A 15,195-nucleotide genomic window follows, 5' to 3' on the forward strand; every position below is an offset into this window, starting at 1 on the left:
GCCGACCAAGACCCCTACGACGGCGGTGACCAACTCTCCCCATCCCATGAGGGAACGCTACCCAGCGTAAGACCAGCATTACAGGTAGCCCGCCAAACTCGACGCTGCACTACGTCACGCATTCAACCGACGCGGGACACACATCCCAGGTAGCGCCTGAGTAACAACCTTCTTCACGGGTTCAAGGCGGCTCGCTCCGCTCCCCGCGCGCGGCCCGCCCCCCGGCCGGGCCTGCGCTCCTGTCTCCGCCCCGCTCCAGCCCGGCCGCCGTCCGTGCCGCGCACAGCAATCAGCCAATTGATGCCAGAAAAATGGTACATCGCCGCTGGGACGGTCGCCCTCACGGCTTTACGGAGCCACTTTGGAGAAAGCATCGATAGCTCGATCACTCGCACCAAAGCAGCTCCAAGCAATTCCAATGATCGTGCACCGTCCTTAGCCTTCTGGGTGATTACCCCCTTTTCCTCTTTCGACCTACGAACCCATTGAGATTGGGGCCCACGTCATTGATCTCAACGTACGCCGAGTAGAGGCGCGGGACGAGAAAAATGAAGATCACGAGGACGTAGGAGCTAATCGCCGCAGAAAGAGCCGCCCAGAATCCGTAAAGATGACCTTGTCTGGTCACGCTAACATTCATCCCGATAACCAGTGAGGCTACATCAAACGCGCACAAGAGAGAACCCGTAAGGAGGTGTGCCGCCGTCTCGTCGAGCATCCCTTTTTCTACTTCATAACGGCTGACTTCGGAAGCACCTACCCATTCTTTGACTTTAAGCCTAAGGGTAGACAGGTGGGTAAATGCACTCAACATTCCACCTGCCAGTAGAGCGACGCCAGTCAGCAGTGCTCCAGGTGTAGAAAGATGCCCTTTCCTCAGCCACATGAGGAGGAAGACTGTTATCGGGATGAGGAGTGCCAAGCGTGCCAAGATATCAGGTCGGGGAGGCGCGTACCTGCCGTCTGTCAAACCCTTCCAGTGGCCGCGCAGGACTGGGATGAAGTTGAACCGACTAAACAACTCACGCCTCCCCCTCGGTTAGGAGACGGGCCAGTCGATGCCCACCTTCGCCGCAGGCTGGATCCCCAATGCCGTCTCTCTCACCGCAGCATAGAACCTGGGTGTGACAGGCGGGTGGTCCTCGGACAGGCGGTACGTGAAAACATCGGTCATCTGCGTGGGCTTCACACGCTTGACCTGGCCGTCAGGGTCCTCGATCTGTACCCAGCCATCGTCCATGTCCATGTCCGCAATCTGTGGACCGACGATTGCCGCCAACTGCCTAGCGCCCTGCTCGTTGGTGACGCCGGCCTCTTCAAAACCTTCTGCCTGCTTATTGCGCCGATACCAGCCCTGCACAACTTGTACGGCCTTTTCCAATCGGCCCGAGACGGCAAGGGATGCAGTTATTTCCACATCCTTCACGGTGCGGGTTCTGCCGGCAGTAATAGCATGCCGCACCAGTACGAGGGTCTGGGCCTGTCCTTCGCGAATCATCTCGGCAAGACGGTCTTCATCAGCTAGGGGGGATGCAGAGACTCGCCACCAGACGCCTTCATTGTTTCCCTGAGTGGCCTCGTCGCGAGATTTCTTAGTCATCCATCTGATGAGTGGCGCTACAGGACAAGATCGACCGATCGACTCGACAGCAAGAATTCCGATGTCACCTTCCTCGGGGAAGGTGAAGATCACACGAAACAGATTGCTTGCAGCTTTTTCCTTGATGTCGGTGTCGCTCCCCGCGGCGTCTCCAATCGCCTTCTCGTGGCTGCCAAATTTGCCCGCCCAGACTGTGGCTCGGATGGTGTTTTCAACGGTCCGCACCTCCTCGACGCGTAGCGCCGGCTTGCCGAACGTCCCTTCTGCCTCCACCTCGGCTTGGCCGTCATCTGTGGGGTCGCCTACTGCCGTACCCACAGAAAGGATCTTCAGAAGAGACTCAGCTATCTCCTGGTACGGCTCCCCCTTGCAGTCAGCGAGGTCCAGAGGGGTTCGCTTGGAGCCTCGGAATACCTGGAAGGTGAAAAGGCGGTAGCCGTAGGAGGTCATGTCCGTTCCTGGGATCGAAGTTCTGCTTACTCGAAGCTGAATGGCCGTCAGTCAGGTTACGGCACGGCTAGAGACGGCACTTCGGAGAGAAATGGCACTGAGTGTCTCGACTTTGTGTGGAATCCTGCATTCCTAGAACCAGAAGATCGATAAGCGCTTCTCCGTGTCACGGAGTGCCAATCTCCGCGCGTATAACGGTCACGCTTTGTGAGGAACGTCTCGCGATTTGGACGGATGCCGATCCGTTGCGTCTAGGCTGGAGGTCTTCGTGGCTTGCTCTGGTTGAAGGAACCGGCAGCGTGGCTGAGGCGGGTGGGGGTGCAGCGAGGCATACGCGTGCGTGATCGGTCGGCTCGCCCGCCGTCGTGGCTGACTGTCGTCGGCTGAGGTTCAGACGGGGCGTATCGCGGGTGCCGGCCGTCAGTCGACTGCTGCAGAGCTGGGCTGTCCCTGGGCCGTCCGACGCTGCTCGACAGTGGCCAAGGACGACCAACGATGACCGCCTGCCCCCAGCGCGATGGTCGCCTCACGGTTGGCGCCATGGTCCTCAGCAAGCGCGAGGAAGACGGTCAGCGCTTCTGCCGCGTGGTCTCGGCCTGCGACAGCCGACACACCTGGTGGAGGTGGTCGGATGGGCTCTACAGCGGTTTGGAACCGTGCCCGTACCCGAAGCTCCTCACTGGCTGACATCAACGGCTGACATCAACGACGCCAGACGGCGGCGAACATCAGCGTCTCTGTCCCGCCGCCGCACCGGTCACTGACCTCAGCCGAAGCGGGCCCGGATCGAACTCCTAAAGCTGGTGTAGCAGGTTCGAATCTTACCGGGGGCACCAGCGCAAAGGCCTCGGCCCGACCTTGGTCTGAGGCGCTCTGGGCAGAGCACCCCACCGACTCGCGTGCCTTGGGCTTGGCGCCAGCGATGGGGAGCGACGCCCAGGCACGCCGCCGGACGGCTAGTTCGCCGGTGTGGCCGGTGCGATCAGGTCGTCCTCAACGGCAACCAGCTCGGCGATCTTGGTGGCAATTACTGCCATCGAATCATCCGCCGAGTCCAACCCATTTCGGGATGCAAGCAAGGGGCTAATGTTCCGGAGTTCGCCGTAGGTCGTCTCATGCACGACAGGGAGCAGCAGGTCACGTGCAAGGAGCTCCGAGAGCTCCTTGTCAGAGACGCCACCGCGCTCAAGGCGTGTAAGTAGCGCAGGGGTAACCAGGACGAGACCCGTACGCGACCTCGCCAGGCCCTTGTCGATTTCCCGCATGAAGGGTTGGCCGAGCACAATGTCCTTCTCGCTGAACCAGACCGACACGCCCTCTGCTTCCAGCAGGTCGCACAACTCCTTGGCAGCACCGCGCCGGTCATCCCATGCGTGGCAGAGGAAGACATCTCGAAGGGCAGGCTGTTGACGCGCGCGCAACACGGCGGCTTCGCGAACAGGACTCAGCCCCTTCACCTCGGCAGGCGTGTAGGTCACGGAGGAGGTGCTCGGTGACCAAGGCGCCCGCGTTCTGCCGCTACTGGAGCTGCCCCCACTGGTCGCCCTGCCCCCGCTACTGCTCTGCGACGTGTAAACCGGAGGCGGGTAGTAGGACCGGGACGATGAGTATCCGTAGCCTCCACCGCTGCACGCGGGACACGCCGCACGTCCGCTGGCGGTCCGATGACCCTGGACCGGGGCTGTACAACGACTCATAACTACACGGTAGTCCACGCCGCCCCTGGAGCCATCGCGTTTACGCATAGCCCGGGATCGCCGGCGGGACTGCTGCAGGGTTGGGTGACACCTGTCCTGGCTTGCTGAGAAGCGGCCTGGAAGGATGTTGCAGTGCCCAAGCCGTGTCCGAAGGAGTTCCGCGAGGACGTCGTGCAGGTCGCGTGCAGCCGCGAGCCCGGCGTCACGCTGGAACAGATCGCCGCCGACTTCGAGGTCCACCCGATCACGTTGTCGAAGTGGCTGCGCCGCGCCGAGACCGATGAGGACGTCAGGCCCGCAACGACGTCGGGTGAGTCGGCCGAGCTGCGCGAGGCCCGCAAGCGCATCCGGCTGCTGGAGCAGGAGAACGAGGTGCTCAGGAGAGCTGCGGCGTATCTGTCGCAGGCGAACCTGCCAGCAAAATGATGTACCCGCTCGTCCGCGAGCTGGCCGCCGCCGCTGCCCCTCACCGGGTGCCGATGGCGGTGACGTGCCGGGTCTCGGCCTGGCCCGCCAGCCCTACTACCGGTGGCTGACCAGGCCGGTCACGGATGCCGAGATGGCCGAGGCATACCGTGCCAACGCCCTGTTCGACGCGCACCGCGACGATCCCGAGTTCGGTCACGGCTTCCTCCTCGACGAGGCCCGCACCGCCGGTGAGTCGATGGCCGAGCGGACCGCCTGGCGGATCTGCAGGGACAACGGCTGGTGGAGTAGTGCCTTCGGCAAACGCAGGTGCCGCGAGAAGAACGCCAAAGCCGGGCCGCCGGTCCACGATGACTTGGTGCGGCGGAACTTCACGGCAGACGGGCGGAACCGGTTGTGGCTCACGGACATCACCGAGCACGCGACCAGCGAGGGCAAGCTGTATCTGTGCGCGGTCAAGGACATGTACTCCGGCCGCATCGTGGGCTACTCCATCGACGCACAGATGAAGTCCCGCCTCGCGGTGGCCGCGCTGGAGTCCGCCGTCGCCCGCCGCAGCCCCGGTGCAGGGTGCGTCGTGCACTCCGACCGCGGATCGCAATTCCGGTCCCGCAAGGTCGCATCCGTCCTCACCCGGCACGGCCTGGTCGGCTCAACGGGCCGGGTCGGGGCCGCCGGCGACAACGCCGCAATGGAGAGCTTCTTCGCACTGCTGCAGAAGAACGTCCTCAACCGCCGCATCTGGGCCACGCGCCAGGAGTTGCGGATCGCGATCGTCACCTGGATCGAGCGGACCTACCACCGGCGCCGACAGCAACGACGCCTGGGCCGATTGACCCCCGTCGAGTACGAGACCATCATGACCCCACCCGCAGCTCTGGCTGCATAAAACCCCGCTGTCACCCGATCATGCAGCAGTCCCAACTTTCACCAAGTTCACAACAGGAAAGGCCAGGCCGTTCTGGCAAGGGAACTGCTAAACCACCAGCGGGCGATTCACGTACCCCACCTCGATTGGAATCAGCCCGTTGGTGGCTCAGCAGGCGAGGTCAACAGCAGAGGCAGCGAAGTCGTCCTCGAGCTGCTGGGACGCGTCGTCCTTCACCAGCAGTACCTCAGCGTCAAAGAGCTTGGAGGTCAGCGCCTCTGTCAGTGGTGGGGGTACGGCGTTGCCAATGATGACCTGAACCTCGGTGCGAGTCAGCTCGTAGCGAGGCTTGACCCTTTCATCGACGAACTTGAAATAGTCCGGGAAACCCTGGATGCGCGCGGCCTCATGGGCGGTCAGACACCGCGGAACTTCAGGGTGGACAAAGCGTCCGCGACCCATCGTAGCGAAACCGCTGGTAATAGTCTGAGCCGGACGGTCCCACCACAAGCGGCCATACATCGAGGTGTAATTGTGCTCGCCCTGATGACACTCAGGGCGCTCTTCATTCGGCAGGTTGTGCTCGTCGTTCTCAAAGAGATACTTCATACGCCGCTGGTTATCCGCGTTGGGTACGGCACCCTCATCGAAGAATGACTTCGGTCGGACGTCGAGCAGGTCGCCGATCGCCCAACGCAGGTCATGGGGTGTGGCTTTGTGGTCTTCGACCTGCAGCAGGTCGGCAGCCGAAAAGCCGAAAGGCAGCGCGTCTTCGCGGATGGCCAGCAGTATGTGGCGTTTGCGCGTCTGGGCGACCCCGAGCTTGAGTAGGTCGATACGACTGGTGGCAACGTCATATCCAAGCTTCTTAAGGTGAACGATGGCGCGGGAGACCACCTGCTGCTTGTCATTGACAACAGCCAGCACGTTCTCAATGACGACTACGCGAGGGCGCAGAACCTCTGTGGCACGAGCCATGCGCAGGTACAGTCGGTTCTTGGGATCATCGCGGCGAGTGTGGTTATTGAGGTTACTGTGCCCCTGGCACGGCGGCCCGCCGATCAAGAGTCCAACCTCACCCACCGTGGAGAGCGTCGCAGTCTCCCGAGCGGTCAACGAGGCGCCGAGGTCACCGTCGAAGTAGGACTCAACGCTTCCCTCTTGGACGTTGGCCTTGGGAAAGTTGGCCTTGAATACCTTGGTGGGAGCTGCCTCGAAGTCAACTGCGAGACGAACGTCAAGCGAGACGTCACGCTTGTGGGCCGCCTGGGCTATACCCAGGGTGAGGCCACCGCAGCCAGCGAAGAGGTCCACGACTCGCAGAGAGCCGACGCCCTCCTCAAACTTCGGCCGCCGCTTAGCCTGCAGGGGGTACTGCTTACCCACGTGCGCCCCCATCTGCCCTTGCTTGTAGAACCGGCGGAACGAGCGGTCATCGTACTCGATCAAGGATGAACGCGCGCGGCAGACCGGTAGGCAAGTGTCGCACTGACGTGCCCATCACGACGCTTCTGCGCCCCGCCTTCCGGCATCACGAGCACCCTGAACCATCTCGTCATCGGCCATCACCAGGAGCGCTGTTGTTACCGCGGCGTCGGCAGGGCCTACGTCCGGCCGGCCCTAGACGAGACCGCAGTCAGCGTCGAGTGCCTCAGCGCCAACCACAGTGATCAGGGACTCTTGAGGACCCCGACGCAGTCCCCCGCTGGCGAATCAGGCGTACTTCAGCGCCCTGGCGACACATTTGATCTACCGTCAGCAATGCTGCCAGCTAAGATTCTTCAGCGCTCCCTGCCCGGTCGACGAAGGACAGCCGCATGCCGCTCGAGGTCAACAAACACGTCCAACGGATACGTAGTTACCAGCCGTTCGACGTCGACACCTCGGAGATGATCTACGAGCGGGCAGACCGAACGCAGTCACTGTTCCGCGTCGCGACGCTGGACTACCTGCTGAGCGCCATAGAGGCACCGAACACAAAGACCATCGTCCTCACCGGCGACGCTGGGCATGGCAAGACAAGCCTGTGTGCCAGCCTCCTGTTTGAGCTGCGGGTTGGTGGCGAGACGATCCCATCAGATGTCCGCAAAAGAGCGGTTTTCAACGAACTGACTGAGGCCGGCGACGCCAGCCGCTCCCTCGGCCGGACCCGTAGCGACCGCCCGCTGTACATCCTGAGGGATCTCAGTGAGCTTGATGCGCAAGCGGGTGCCCAGAAGCTCGTCGAGCTACTCGACCCTCCGGACCAGGGCGTCGCGATTATCTGCGCAAACGAGGGCCAGCTACGTGCATGCGTCGCCGAAGACGACAACCTCGACAAGGACGGCACGGGATGCGCCAAGGTTCTGGTGAGGACCCTCACGGACGGCATTGCTCGTGGGCAGGTCAGCAGCCCCGATGGCACAGTCATTGTCATCAACCTCAACTACCAGTCCGTAGCTGCCGAAAGCGGCAACGGTGGCTTCGTCCCTTGGGTGCTAAGACAGTGGACGACCCCGCAATGGTCGCGGTGGAAGCCATGTGAGACCTGTGACGCACAGGATGTCTGCCCAATTCTGGCCAACCGGAACGAGCTGAACGATGCCGCCCACGGGCCCCAGCGCCGGGCTGCGATCCGGGACCTGTTCGCTGCGGCCGAGCGCACCGGAGCCGTAGTCACAACCCGACAAGCGCTATCAGTGGCCAGCTACATGCTTACCGGTGGCCTGTCTTGCGAGAGCGTTCACACCAAGTACCAGCGGTCACACTCGAACAAACTGTGGCAGGCGCCCCACCTGTACCACCAAGCGCTCTTCGGCGACGCGTTGACCGAGCAACAGCGTCATCGGGTGCCTGCCTTTTCCGCGCTGCGCAAGCTAGACCCGGGCAAGGTCTCTCGTCGCCAGGTCGACGACCGCCTTGACCCAGACGCAGTCGGCCGCTTCCCTCCCGAGGATCCCAAGAGCTTCCTGCAAAAGGCCCGTACGATCCGGGATGCGCAGAAGCAGGCAGAACAGTTGCGGGGCTTGTACACGTTCCTGCGGCGGGCTGACTTCTTCAACAGCATCGACAACAAGGACCGGTTCGCCCGCATGGGCCTGCAGGCCGGCGACGACTTCGTCAGTGTCCAGAACAAGAATGGGGACCCGGCAGACACCACAGTGCGAGACCGCTTCCTCAAGGGCCTGGAAGCTGTCCAGGGTATCCACCGGGCCGGGAGCAACCCTGACTTCCTCGTACTTGACCCGGCCTTCTTCGCCCATCGCGCCCGCGCAGCCGTGATCTCCCGACGAGTGTCCAGCAAGGGCGTTGAGGTGGTCGACCAGGTCACCCAGTGGCAGAAGGAAGGACGCACGGGCGACACCCCAGGGATGCGGAACGCTGTTGAGTGGCTCAACCGCTCCATCTATATCCGTATCCCAGCTGTCGACTCCGACCAGGCTGCAGTCTCGGTCGAAGTAGATCTTCTGCGCTTCGAGTTGCTGACGCGATGGGCCGCAGGCCTGCGTAGCGAGGTCCAGCACGAGGCCGAGATCCGTGGACTGAGCGGATCCCTGGCAGAGCTGGCTGACTCGTCGAACAAGGACGACGAGATCCAGGTACTGGTGGGCAACGTCATGAGAAAGCTCATGATCGACGTCGGCGACAAGATCAGGTCGGTGCGGGCGTAATGGCTGATCGCTCCAAGGCGGAGGTCGTCCGTCGTCTCTTCGGTGTGAATCTTGAACAGCAGGGCCGCGGCTTTTACGTCTCGCTTGAGATGCTCGCGATCGCCCGCGGCGTCTACTTGGCACATCAGAAAGAGCCACAGAAGCACGCAGGACTCCTGGACGACGGAGACAGAGTCGCCTACACGAGGACCTCACACGACTTGGCTCGGCGGATCGCGACCAAAGCCTCCATCGCTGAAGGCGACGAGGAACTCAGTAAAGCGGTCGAGCTGGACTCCCCGGAGACGCTGGAAACGCTCCATGCCCTGTTCTCGTCCCTGTTGGTCGAGATTCCGGGGCGCCGCAGTCAGCCCAGCTGGTTCGGGGCGCACATCTATCCGTTCGTCGGCGAACTCATCCACTACGACGCAGTCGATCGACAGGTCAGTCAACGCGGTACCTCCCCCAAGAAGCGTGAACAAGCCCGCAAGCTAGCTGCCAAGATCAAGGCTCCCAGCATCGAGCGCTATCTTTTCCGTGATGGTGGGGGCTGGGCCTACAAGGTCCTGCGCAGCGACCCTGATCCTGTCCGCAAGGCGGCTACGCGACGGGGCCTGGACGACCTCGTTCGAGACAGCGGCACCCCGCTGGGCAACCTCGCCAAGGCACTCAGCGCCCACGACTTCGACTACGACGAAGAGCCCTACGAAGACGATTCAGAGCGAGACATTGACCTGTACGAAAACCTCAGCCCGTGGCCTGGCCTACTGAGGAACGGGGCTCGTAACATCGTCGCCCGGACTACGACGCCCAGAGCCAAACGCACCGAGAGTCTTATGCATTGGGTCCCCTATTGCTTGGCCCGCCACCAGCTTCACCTCGCACGCAGGAAGCTGGGTTTTACCGATGGCGAGTCGCTTCTGTTGGACTTCGGCAACGAGGCGACCCCGCTGCGCAGCGAGTCGCAGAAGAATCTCACCAACTTTCGCAACGACATCGGCAACGCGATCAACATCCAGGCCCGGGAAATGATCAACGAAGCCGAAGGCGACGAGGCTAAGAAGGACCGCTACGAGCGATTCACCAAGGAGACGGACAGCGCAGTCGCATCGCCCCGAGCATTCTTCAGCGAGACCCTCGCCGCTGTGGGAGCCCTGAACGCAACGGTCGGGCGTCGACACTTCACCATGAAGCCCCCCATGCTTGAGGCACTGGCATCTGCCACTGTCCCGCAGGGCACAGAGATGGAGTTCGACCAGTTCTGTGCCCTGCTGTACAAGAACTACGGCCTAGTGGCGGAGAACAAGGTCGCGTCTGCGAGCCCGCTGGCCCATGAGATCGACTCATCAGTCCTTGCTCGCAACGGCAAGGCGTTCCGAGAGAAGCTGGCCGCCATCGGTCTGCTCACTCAGTATTCAGACGCAACCAGCATGGTTCGAGGGGAGCCCCGGTGACCGACAGCAGCATCCGAGCGCTCGGCCGGTTCGTCGCCGATGAAGCACTGCGCAAGGTCGCTGAATCCAGCGGGACCCGTGTCGGCCTGCGTGTCAGCGGGTTCGATCAGCCGACCGTAGCCGAGGCCCTCCGTCACACGGCCCAGAGACTGTCGGAGTCCCCGGAACTTCAGGTTGTCGTCAAGGTCGGCACCTCGGAGCAGATAGACGGCGTACCTGATGAGTTCCTGCTGAATCGGGGGGACCAGCTGACCAAATGGCGAAATTCCTTGCAGGGCATGGCGGTGTTGCTGTTCGAGTGGGGGCAGTCTCCGGACGAACAGGGCCTAGCGGCCATGAACGCCCTTGACGATGCCGCGATCCTGGGCGACCACCATGACACCTCCGGCGAGCAAGGATTCGGCAGGTTCATGGCCGACGCATGGCGGGAGGCGGGTGGCAGCGGCTCCGTTCCGGCCCCTATGGCCGAATCTCTGCCCGCCATCTGGCGTGCCGTCACCGATGAAGATTCCCGCTCCTTGCACCGCTGGTCAGCTTTCATGGTCGAGACGGCACAGAAGGTCGTAGCCACTCGGGTCCACACGCCTGACGTCGTCTGTGCCAAGATTTCTGCAGCCTTGCCCGCTCTTGGTCTCTTCCCGGACCGAAACCTCTTCGTCAAGCCTGCCGCGCTGCCTGCCCGGATCAAGAAAAACGTCTGCGTCAGTGCCTTCAAGCAGCCCAACGGCAAAGAAATCACCGCGGAAGACCTGATAGACCGCATCGCAATGGCTGAGTTCACTGAGGAATCCCTGGCTCACATCGGAGCAGATTCAGAGACTGTTAAAGCCCGGATGCGCAACCTCGTGCTCAACCTCGACCGCAGTGGGCCTGACCTGCAGGATCCTCGTCAGCTGCGTTGTGGGCACGACCTGACCCTCTGGCTCGAGGTCTTCGAGCAGAAGTCCAAGAAGATCGGTCTTGGGCAGCAGGTCCGGCAAGAGATCGAGAAGAAGGCCGCAGACCGCGTCGACGACTTCGACGCCATGATGATCGAAGAGGGGCTTGACCGCGGAGACCAGGAATCCGCACAGCGCTTCCTTGACGAGGCTCCCATCGGTGGCGCTGATGCATTGGCCGACCTGCTGTCCAAGCGTTCGCGCCGCAAAGTTGAGAAGCTTGCCTTCCCGGACTCTCAGTTCGTCCAAGACCCACTGCGTGCTCTGCTGCGCGAGCTGACCTACTTCTCCGACGAAGAGGAAGGCACCGTCGTCGTCGGGCTTGAAGGCAACCAGGAAGCCGGGCGGTGGAGCCGCTGGTTGTTCGCTTTCCTGTATGCACGCACCCTGCGAGACATCCAGGAATCCACCGGGCTTCGCCTGACTCTGGAGGTGAAAGGCTGCCTGCTGGACGTGACGAAGCCGGCCGTGCCGGAGGCCCACGAAACCCAAGAGCCATTCGACGTGAACACCGAGTGGGCACCTTTGCGCTTCCTGGTCGAGATGGACAGCGCCACCCAGCGACGTTTTCGCTGGGACCCGTTGGGCATCCCCGGGCAGATAGCCCTGGCAGCCCTCATCGACAGCTGGCGAAACCCCCCAGGCCACACCAGCGATCTGACCTTCGACACCTTCCTCGAGAAGTTCAACGACCCCCGGCAATGGCAGGTTGAGGAGCCTGCACCTGTCCCTGAACCTCACTTCGCTGGCAGGCTGGAGCGCCTCAAGCGGAAGCACTTCGAGCGGCTCTCCGAAGGACTTGACGCCGGTAACATCAGCGATTACGTACGCGAATGGGAAGACATCCTCCGCGAAGCTCGCACCACCCTGGTTCCCAACAACGCTCCGGACGAGGACCTTAAGGCCGTCGTCCTGAGCGACGTCATCGGGCTGGCCGATCACCGAATGATGATGCTGGCCACCCACCCGCTGAAGCTGCGATGGCTGGCACGGAACTACATGGAGACCGCCCGCAGCATTGAGACCGCCCTGAACAAAGATGGAGGTCTGAGCCTCAACCAGGAGAACGAGGATCTCTTCTTCGACGCTATCGACCGCATCTCCCCACACGGAACACCGGCGGTCCTCGTCGGGCCGGGCGGCACGATCGCCATTCCGATGCGGGAATCAGCCGGACACGAAGAGTACGCACCGGTCCGCCATGGCGGCAACGAGTCAAAGGAATGGCTCTCCAGCGTCGATGAGACCGCGATCGATGAGATGGTCCGCGTCATCACCGAATACCTGACGACCTATCCCCACAAGCTTGACGGCCTCCGCGTACTGCTTCTGGACCGCAACGGCGATCCCGTCCTGCCAATGCGCGTGGCCAAGCAAGTACGGGCCAAGAACCCTCGTCTGAAGGTTGATCTGGTCGTGCTGGCCCCTCAGGCCACCCATCACGAGATCATCCAGGGTTTCGACCTGCAGTTCTCCGGCGCGGAGATGTCCGAGGACAGCTTCCTGCCCGACGTTCAACTCATCCTGCAGGCATGGGAGCCCGACCAGAAAGCAGACCTGTCAGGGCTGGAAGACACCATAGATCTCGTCCTGGCGCCGGCACTGTTTGGCACCCAGACCAGCATCAAGGAGAGCACCAAGAAGGAATCCTTGTCGGGCTTCTTCAACCCCTGGAAGCACCCGGCCTCACACAACCTGGCTCAGACCAGCGAGAATGTCGTGAGAGCGTTGTTGCCCGAAACCGCCGACGAGGCTCTTGAGTCTTGGTCCACCTTGTGCGTCCGCTACGACCGCCGTTCCCCGGTCTCCCGAGAGAGTGTCGACGGCATCGACTACTTCGAGATGCAGGTGCAGTTCGACCAGCATCAGGACTTGTTCGCCGATCTGCACCGCGTGGCCCACTGGGTCGTCACTCTCGACAGCTTCATCGGCCGTGAGCAGATCGATGCACTGCGCAACCGTCCTGACGTCATTCTCGTCAAGCCGAATGTCGGCAAGAACGAGTCGTACACCCTCATTGTCAGCTCGCAGACCGGCCAGCAGTTCGTCGTCCAGCGACTGCGACGCCGCTTGGAGCAGATCGGTGTCGTCACTCTGCAGGACTCCGAAGGCACCGCCAAGCGGATCTACGAGGTCGGCCGCAACGTGGCTCCTGGCGCCGTGCTGCGCTCCCTCGGTATCGGCACTACGGTCAACGAAGTCGTAGGCCTAGTCGCCACGCGGTTCGTCATCGACCAGAAGTTTCCCGTTTCCCGGCAGGGCACGAGCCTGGTCACCTGGATTAGCTTCGACGAGCACCATCGCTGGTTCGGTCGCGGACACAAAACCCGTGCCGATCTCGGCCGGTTCGTATTGACCGTCCAGGACGACGACACGGTTCGCCTCGATGTCTTGGTCGCCGAGTCCAAGTTCCGCCAGACCTTCGACGTCGGTTCGGCTGAGGAACAGCTCAACCGCACCACCGACCTGTGCAAGGACGCTTTCCGCTCGGACGGCGAGGCTCGCCATGACCGTCCCTTCTGGCTGGACGAGCTTGCCGCCGCAATCGCTCAGACCAGTGGAAACGCCCTGGACGCGGCAGACCTTCCAGCTCGTACCTTGATCGGCAATGTCGATCACCGTCAGGTTGAGGCGAAGGTCCTTGATGCCCTGCGCTCCGCGGAGGTCCAGCTCGGTCAAGTCACCGGCATTGCCGTGGCCGTCTCAGCCGAGGACGACCAGTCAGCACCCGCGGTCGGACGCCTCGGCAAGCACATCCTGGTGAGGCTGAACAAGCACGAACTGCTGAACCTCATCGGCGCTCTGCGCGCCAACCAGGACCCCGCCCACGCCGACCCCCTTGTTGTATCTGAGGACCACGGTGGGACCGTGAGCGTTGCCGATACTGGCGTCGAAACCTCCTCAGCACAAATTGGCGCCGAACTGCCTACTGAGGAAGAACCAGCGGCGCCCGTCGAGGTTGTCGAAGCAACTGCTCTAGCCACCACGCCGAGCACGGTAGTTGTGCATCCCCCTGCCACAGAGGTAGATCCTGTCCCTCTGAAGGCTCATTGCGGTGGGCTCTCCGAGGAGGAGTTGAGGCTTCGATACAACAAGGTTGTCGACGTCTTCGCCCGCCACAAGGTCGTGGTGACCGCCCCTGAGGTGGGCAAGTGGCAGGAAGGACCCGGCTTCTACATCTTCCGGTTCATCCCCAGTCCTGGGGTCACCGTGGACAAGCTGACCAACCGACGCGACGAAATCTTCCTGGCCCTGGCACTACCCTCCGGGTTCAGCATTCGTACCCGCAGCGACCGCGGCTCCGTGCTCTTCGAGATCCCCAAGATCGACGACGAGAAATACGGGGTCGCCGCCAAGGCGCTATGGCAGCTGTGCCCGGCCGATCCCGAGAGCCTCATCGCCCCCCTTGGCGCCGACATCGAAGGCAACCCGGTTGCCATCGACCTGTCCTCCGCGGACTCACCGCACTTGCTGGTGGCCGGCACTACTGGATCAGGAAAGTCCGTCGCCCTGGACACGATCCTCAAGGGCTTGGTCCGGTACGACAAGAGCACCCTGCGACTCCGCCTCGTCGATCCCAAGGGCACCGAGCTTGTCGACTTCGAGGACGACCCTCACCTTGATGGCACGATCGGTATGGATGCCGCCGACGCCATCGAGATTCTTGAGGAAACTGTCGAAGAGATGGCCGTGCGCTACAAGGACATGAAGGCGATCCGCACACGCAAGCTCGTCGAGTACAACGCCAAGGTCGATGAAGCAGACCGAAAGCCCTGGATCGTTATTGTCCTGGACGAGTACGCCGACCTCACCAGCGATCCCGAAGAGAAGAAGAAAATCGAAGCGCTGCTCAAGCGCCTCACGCAGAAGGCCCGCGCTGCGGGCATCCACGTCATCGCTGCCACGCAGCGCCCGAGCGCGGACGTTATCTCGACAACCATCCGCTCTAACTTCCCCGCCCAACTCGCCCTGAGGGTCAAGACCGCGACCGACAGCCGCATCATTCTGGACGAGACCGGAGCCGAGGCTCTGGCCGGACAGGGCGACGCCTTTCTGCACACGGCCAAGGGCACCATGCGGCTGCAGGTGGCCTACGACGGGAGCTGACCAGGCGGCACCGCCATGGCTGACCG

The 15,195-nt window shown here is 62.4% G+C and carries 7 protein-coding genes and 1 pseudogene; 4 read left to right on the forward strand and 4 right to left on the reverse strand.

Annotated elements, in window-relative coordinates; genetic code table 11:
- Positions 1-451 precede the first annotated feature (451 nt).
- The 3 genes from ACZ6D7_RS09675 to ACZ6D7_RS09685 form a co-directional block, all read right to left on the reverse strand.
- Positions 452-922 (reverse strand): hypothetical protein, encoded by a 471-nt coding sequence (locus tag ACZ6D7_RS09675; protein ID WP_469486248.1) that lies wholly within the window; start codon positions 920-922, stop codon positions 452-454.
- Positions 923-1,039: 117 nt separating this feature from the next.
- Positions 1,040-2,050 (reverse strand): hypothetical protein, encoded by a 1,011-nt coding sequence (locus tag ACZ6D7_RS09680; protein ID WP_469486251.1) that lies wholly within the window; start codon positions 2,048-2,050, stop codon positions 1,040-1,042.
- Positions 2,051-3,006: 956 nt separating this feature from the next.
- Positions 3,007-3,528: a toll/interleukin-1 receptor domain-containing protein gene (locus ACZ6D7_RS09685; protein ID WP_469486254.1), complete on the reverse strand. Its 522-nt coding sequence runs from the start codon at positions 3,526-3,528 to the stop codon at positions 3,007-3,009.
- A 351-nt stretch (positions 3,529-3,879) separates the two neighbouring features.
- On the opposite strand from ACZ6D7_RS09685, the pseudogene ACZ6D7_RS09690 reads away from it, so the two are divergent.
- Positions 3,880-5,062 (forward strand): annotated as a pseudogene (locus ACZ6D7_RS09690) (IS3 family transposase).
- A gap of 147 nt (positions 5,063-5,209) precedes the next feature.
- Here the strand turns inward: ACZ6D7_RS09690 and ACZ6D7_RS09695 are convergent.
- Entirely contained in the window at positions 5,210-6,490 is a 1,281-nt protein-coding gene (locus ACZ6D7_RS09695; protein WP_469486260.1) for a DNA cytosine methyltransferase, read from the reverse strand.
- A gap of 368 nt (positions 6,491-6,858) precedes the next feature.
- Here ACZ6D7_RS09695 and ACZ6D7_RS09700 point away from each other — a divergent pair, with 368 nt between their 5' ends.
- The 3 genes from ACZ6D7_RS09700 to ACZ6D7_RS09710 are packed head-to-tail and all read left to right on the forward strand — an operon-like array spanning position 6,859 to position 15,169.
- On the forward strand, positions 6,859-8,691 hold the full coding sequence (locus ACZ6D7_RS09700) for a hypothetical protein (protein WP_469486265.1): 1,833 nt from the start codon (positions 6,859-6,861) through the stop codon (positions 8,689-8,691).
- On the forward strand, positions 8,691-10,124 hold the full coding sequence (locus ACZ6D7_RS09705; protein WP_469486267.1) for a hypothetical protein: 1,434 nt from the start codon (positions 8,691-8,693) through the stop codon (positions 10,122-10,124). Before ACZ6D7_RS09700 ends, ACZ6D7_RS09705 begins: the two co-directional genes overlap by 1 nt.
- A complete protein-coding gene (locus tag ACZ6D7_RS09710) occupies positions 10,121-15,169 on the forward strand; it encodes an FtsK/SpoIIIE domain-containing protein (RefSeq protein ID WP_469486270.1) in 5,049 nt (1,682 codons plus the stop codon). The genes ACZ6D7_RS09705 and ACZ6D7_RS09710 overlap by 4 nt, the downstream gene beginning before the upstream one ends.
- Positions 15,170-15,195: the final 26 nt, after the last annotated feature.

This window comes from Streptomyces sp. NPDC041784 (genome assembly GCF_055591025.1).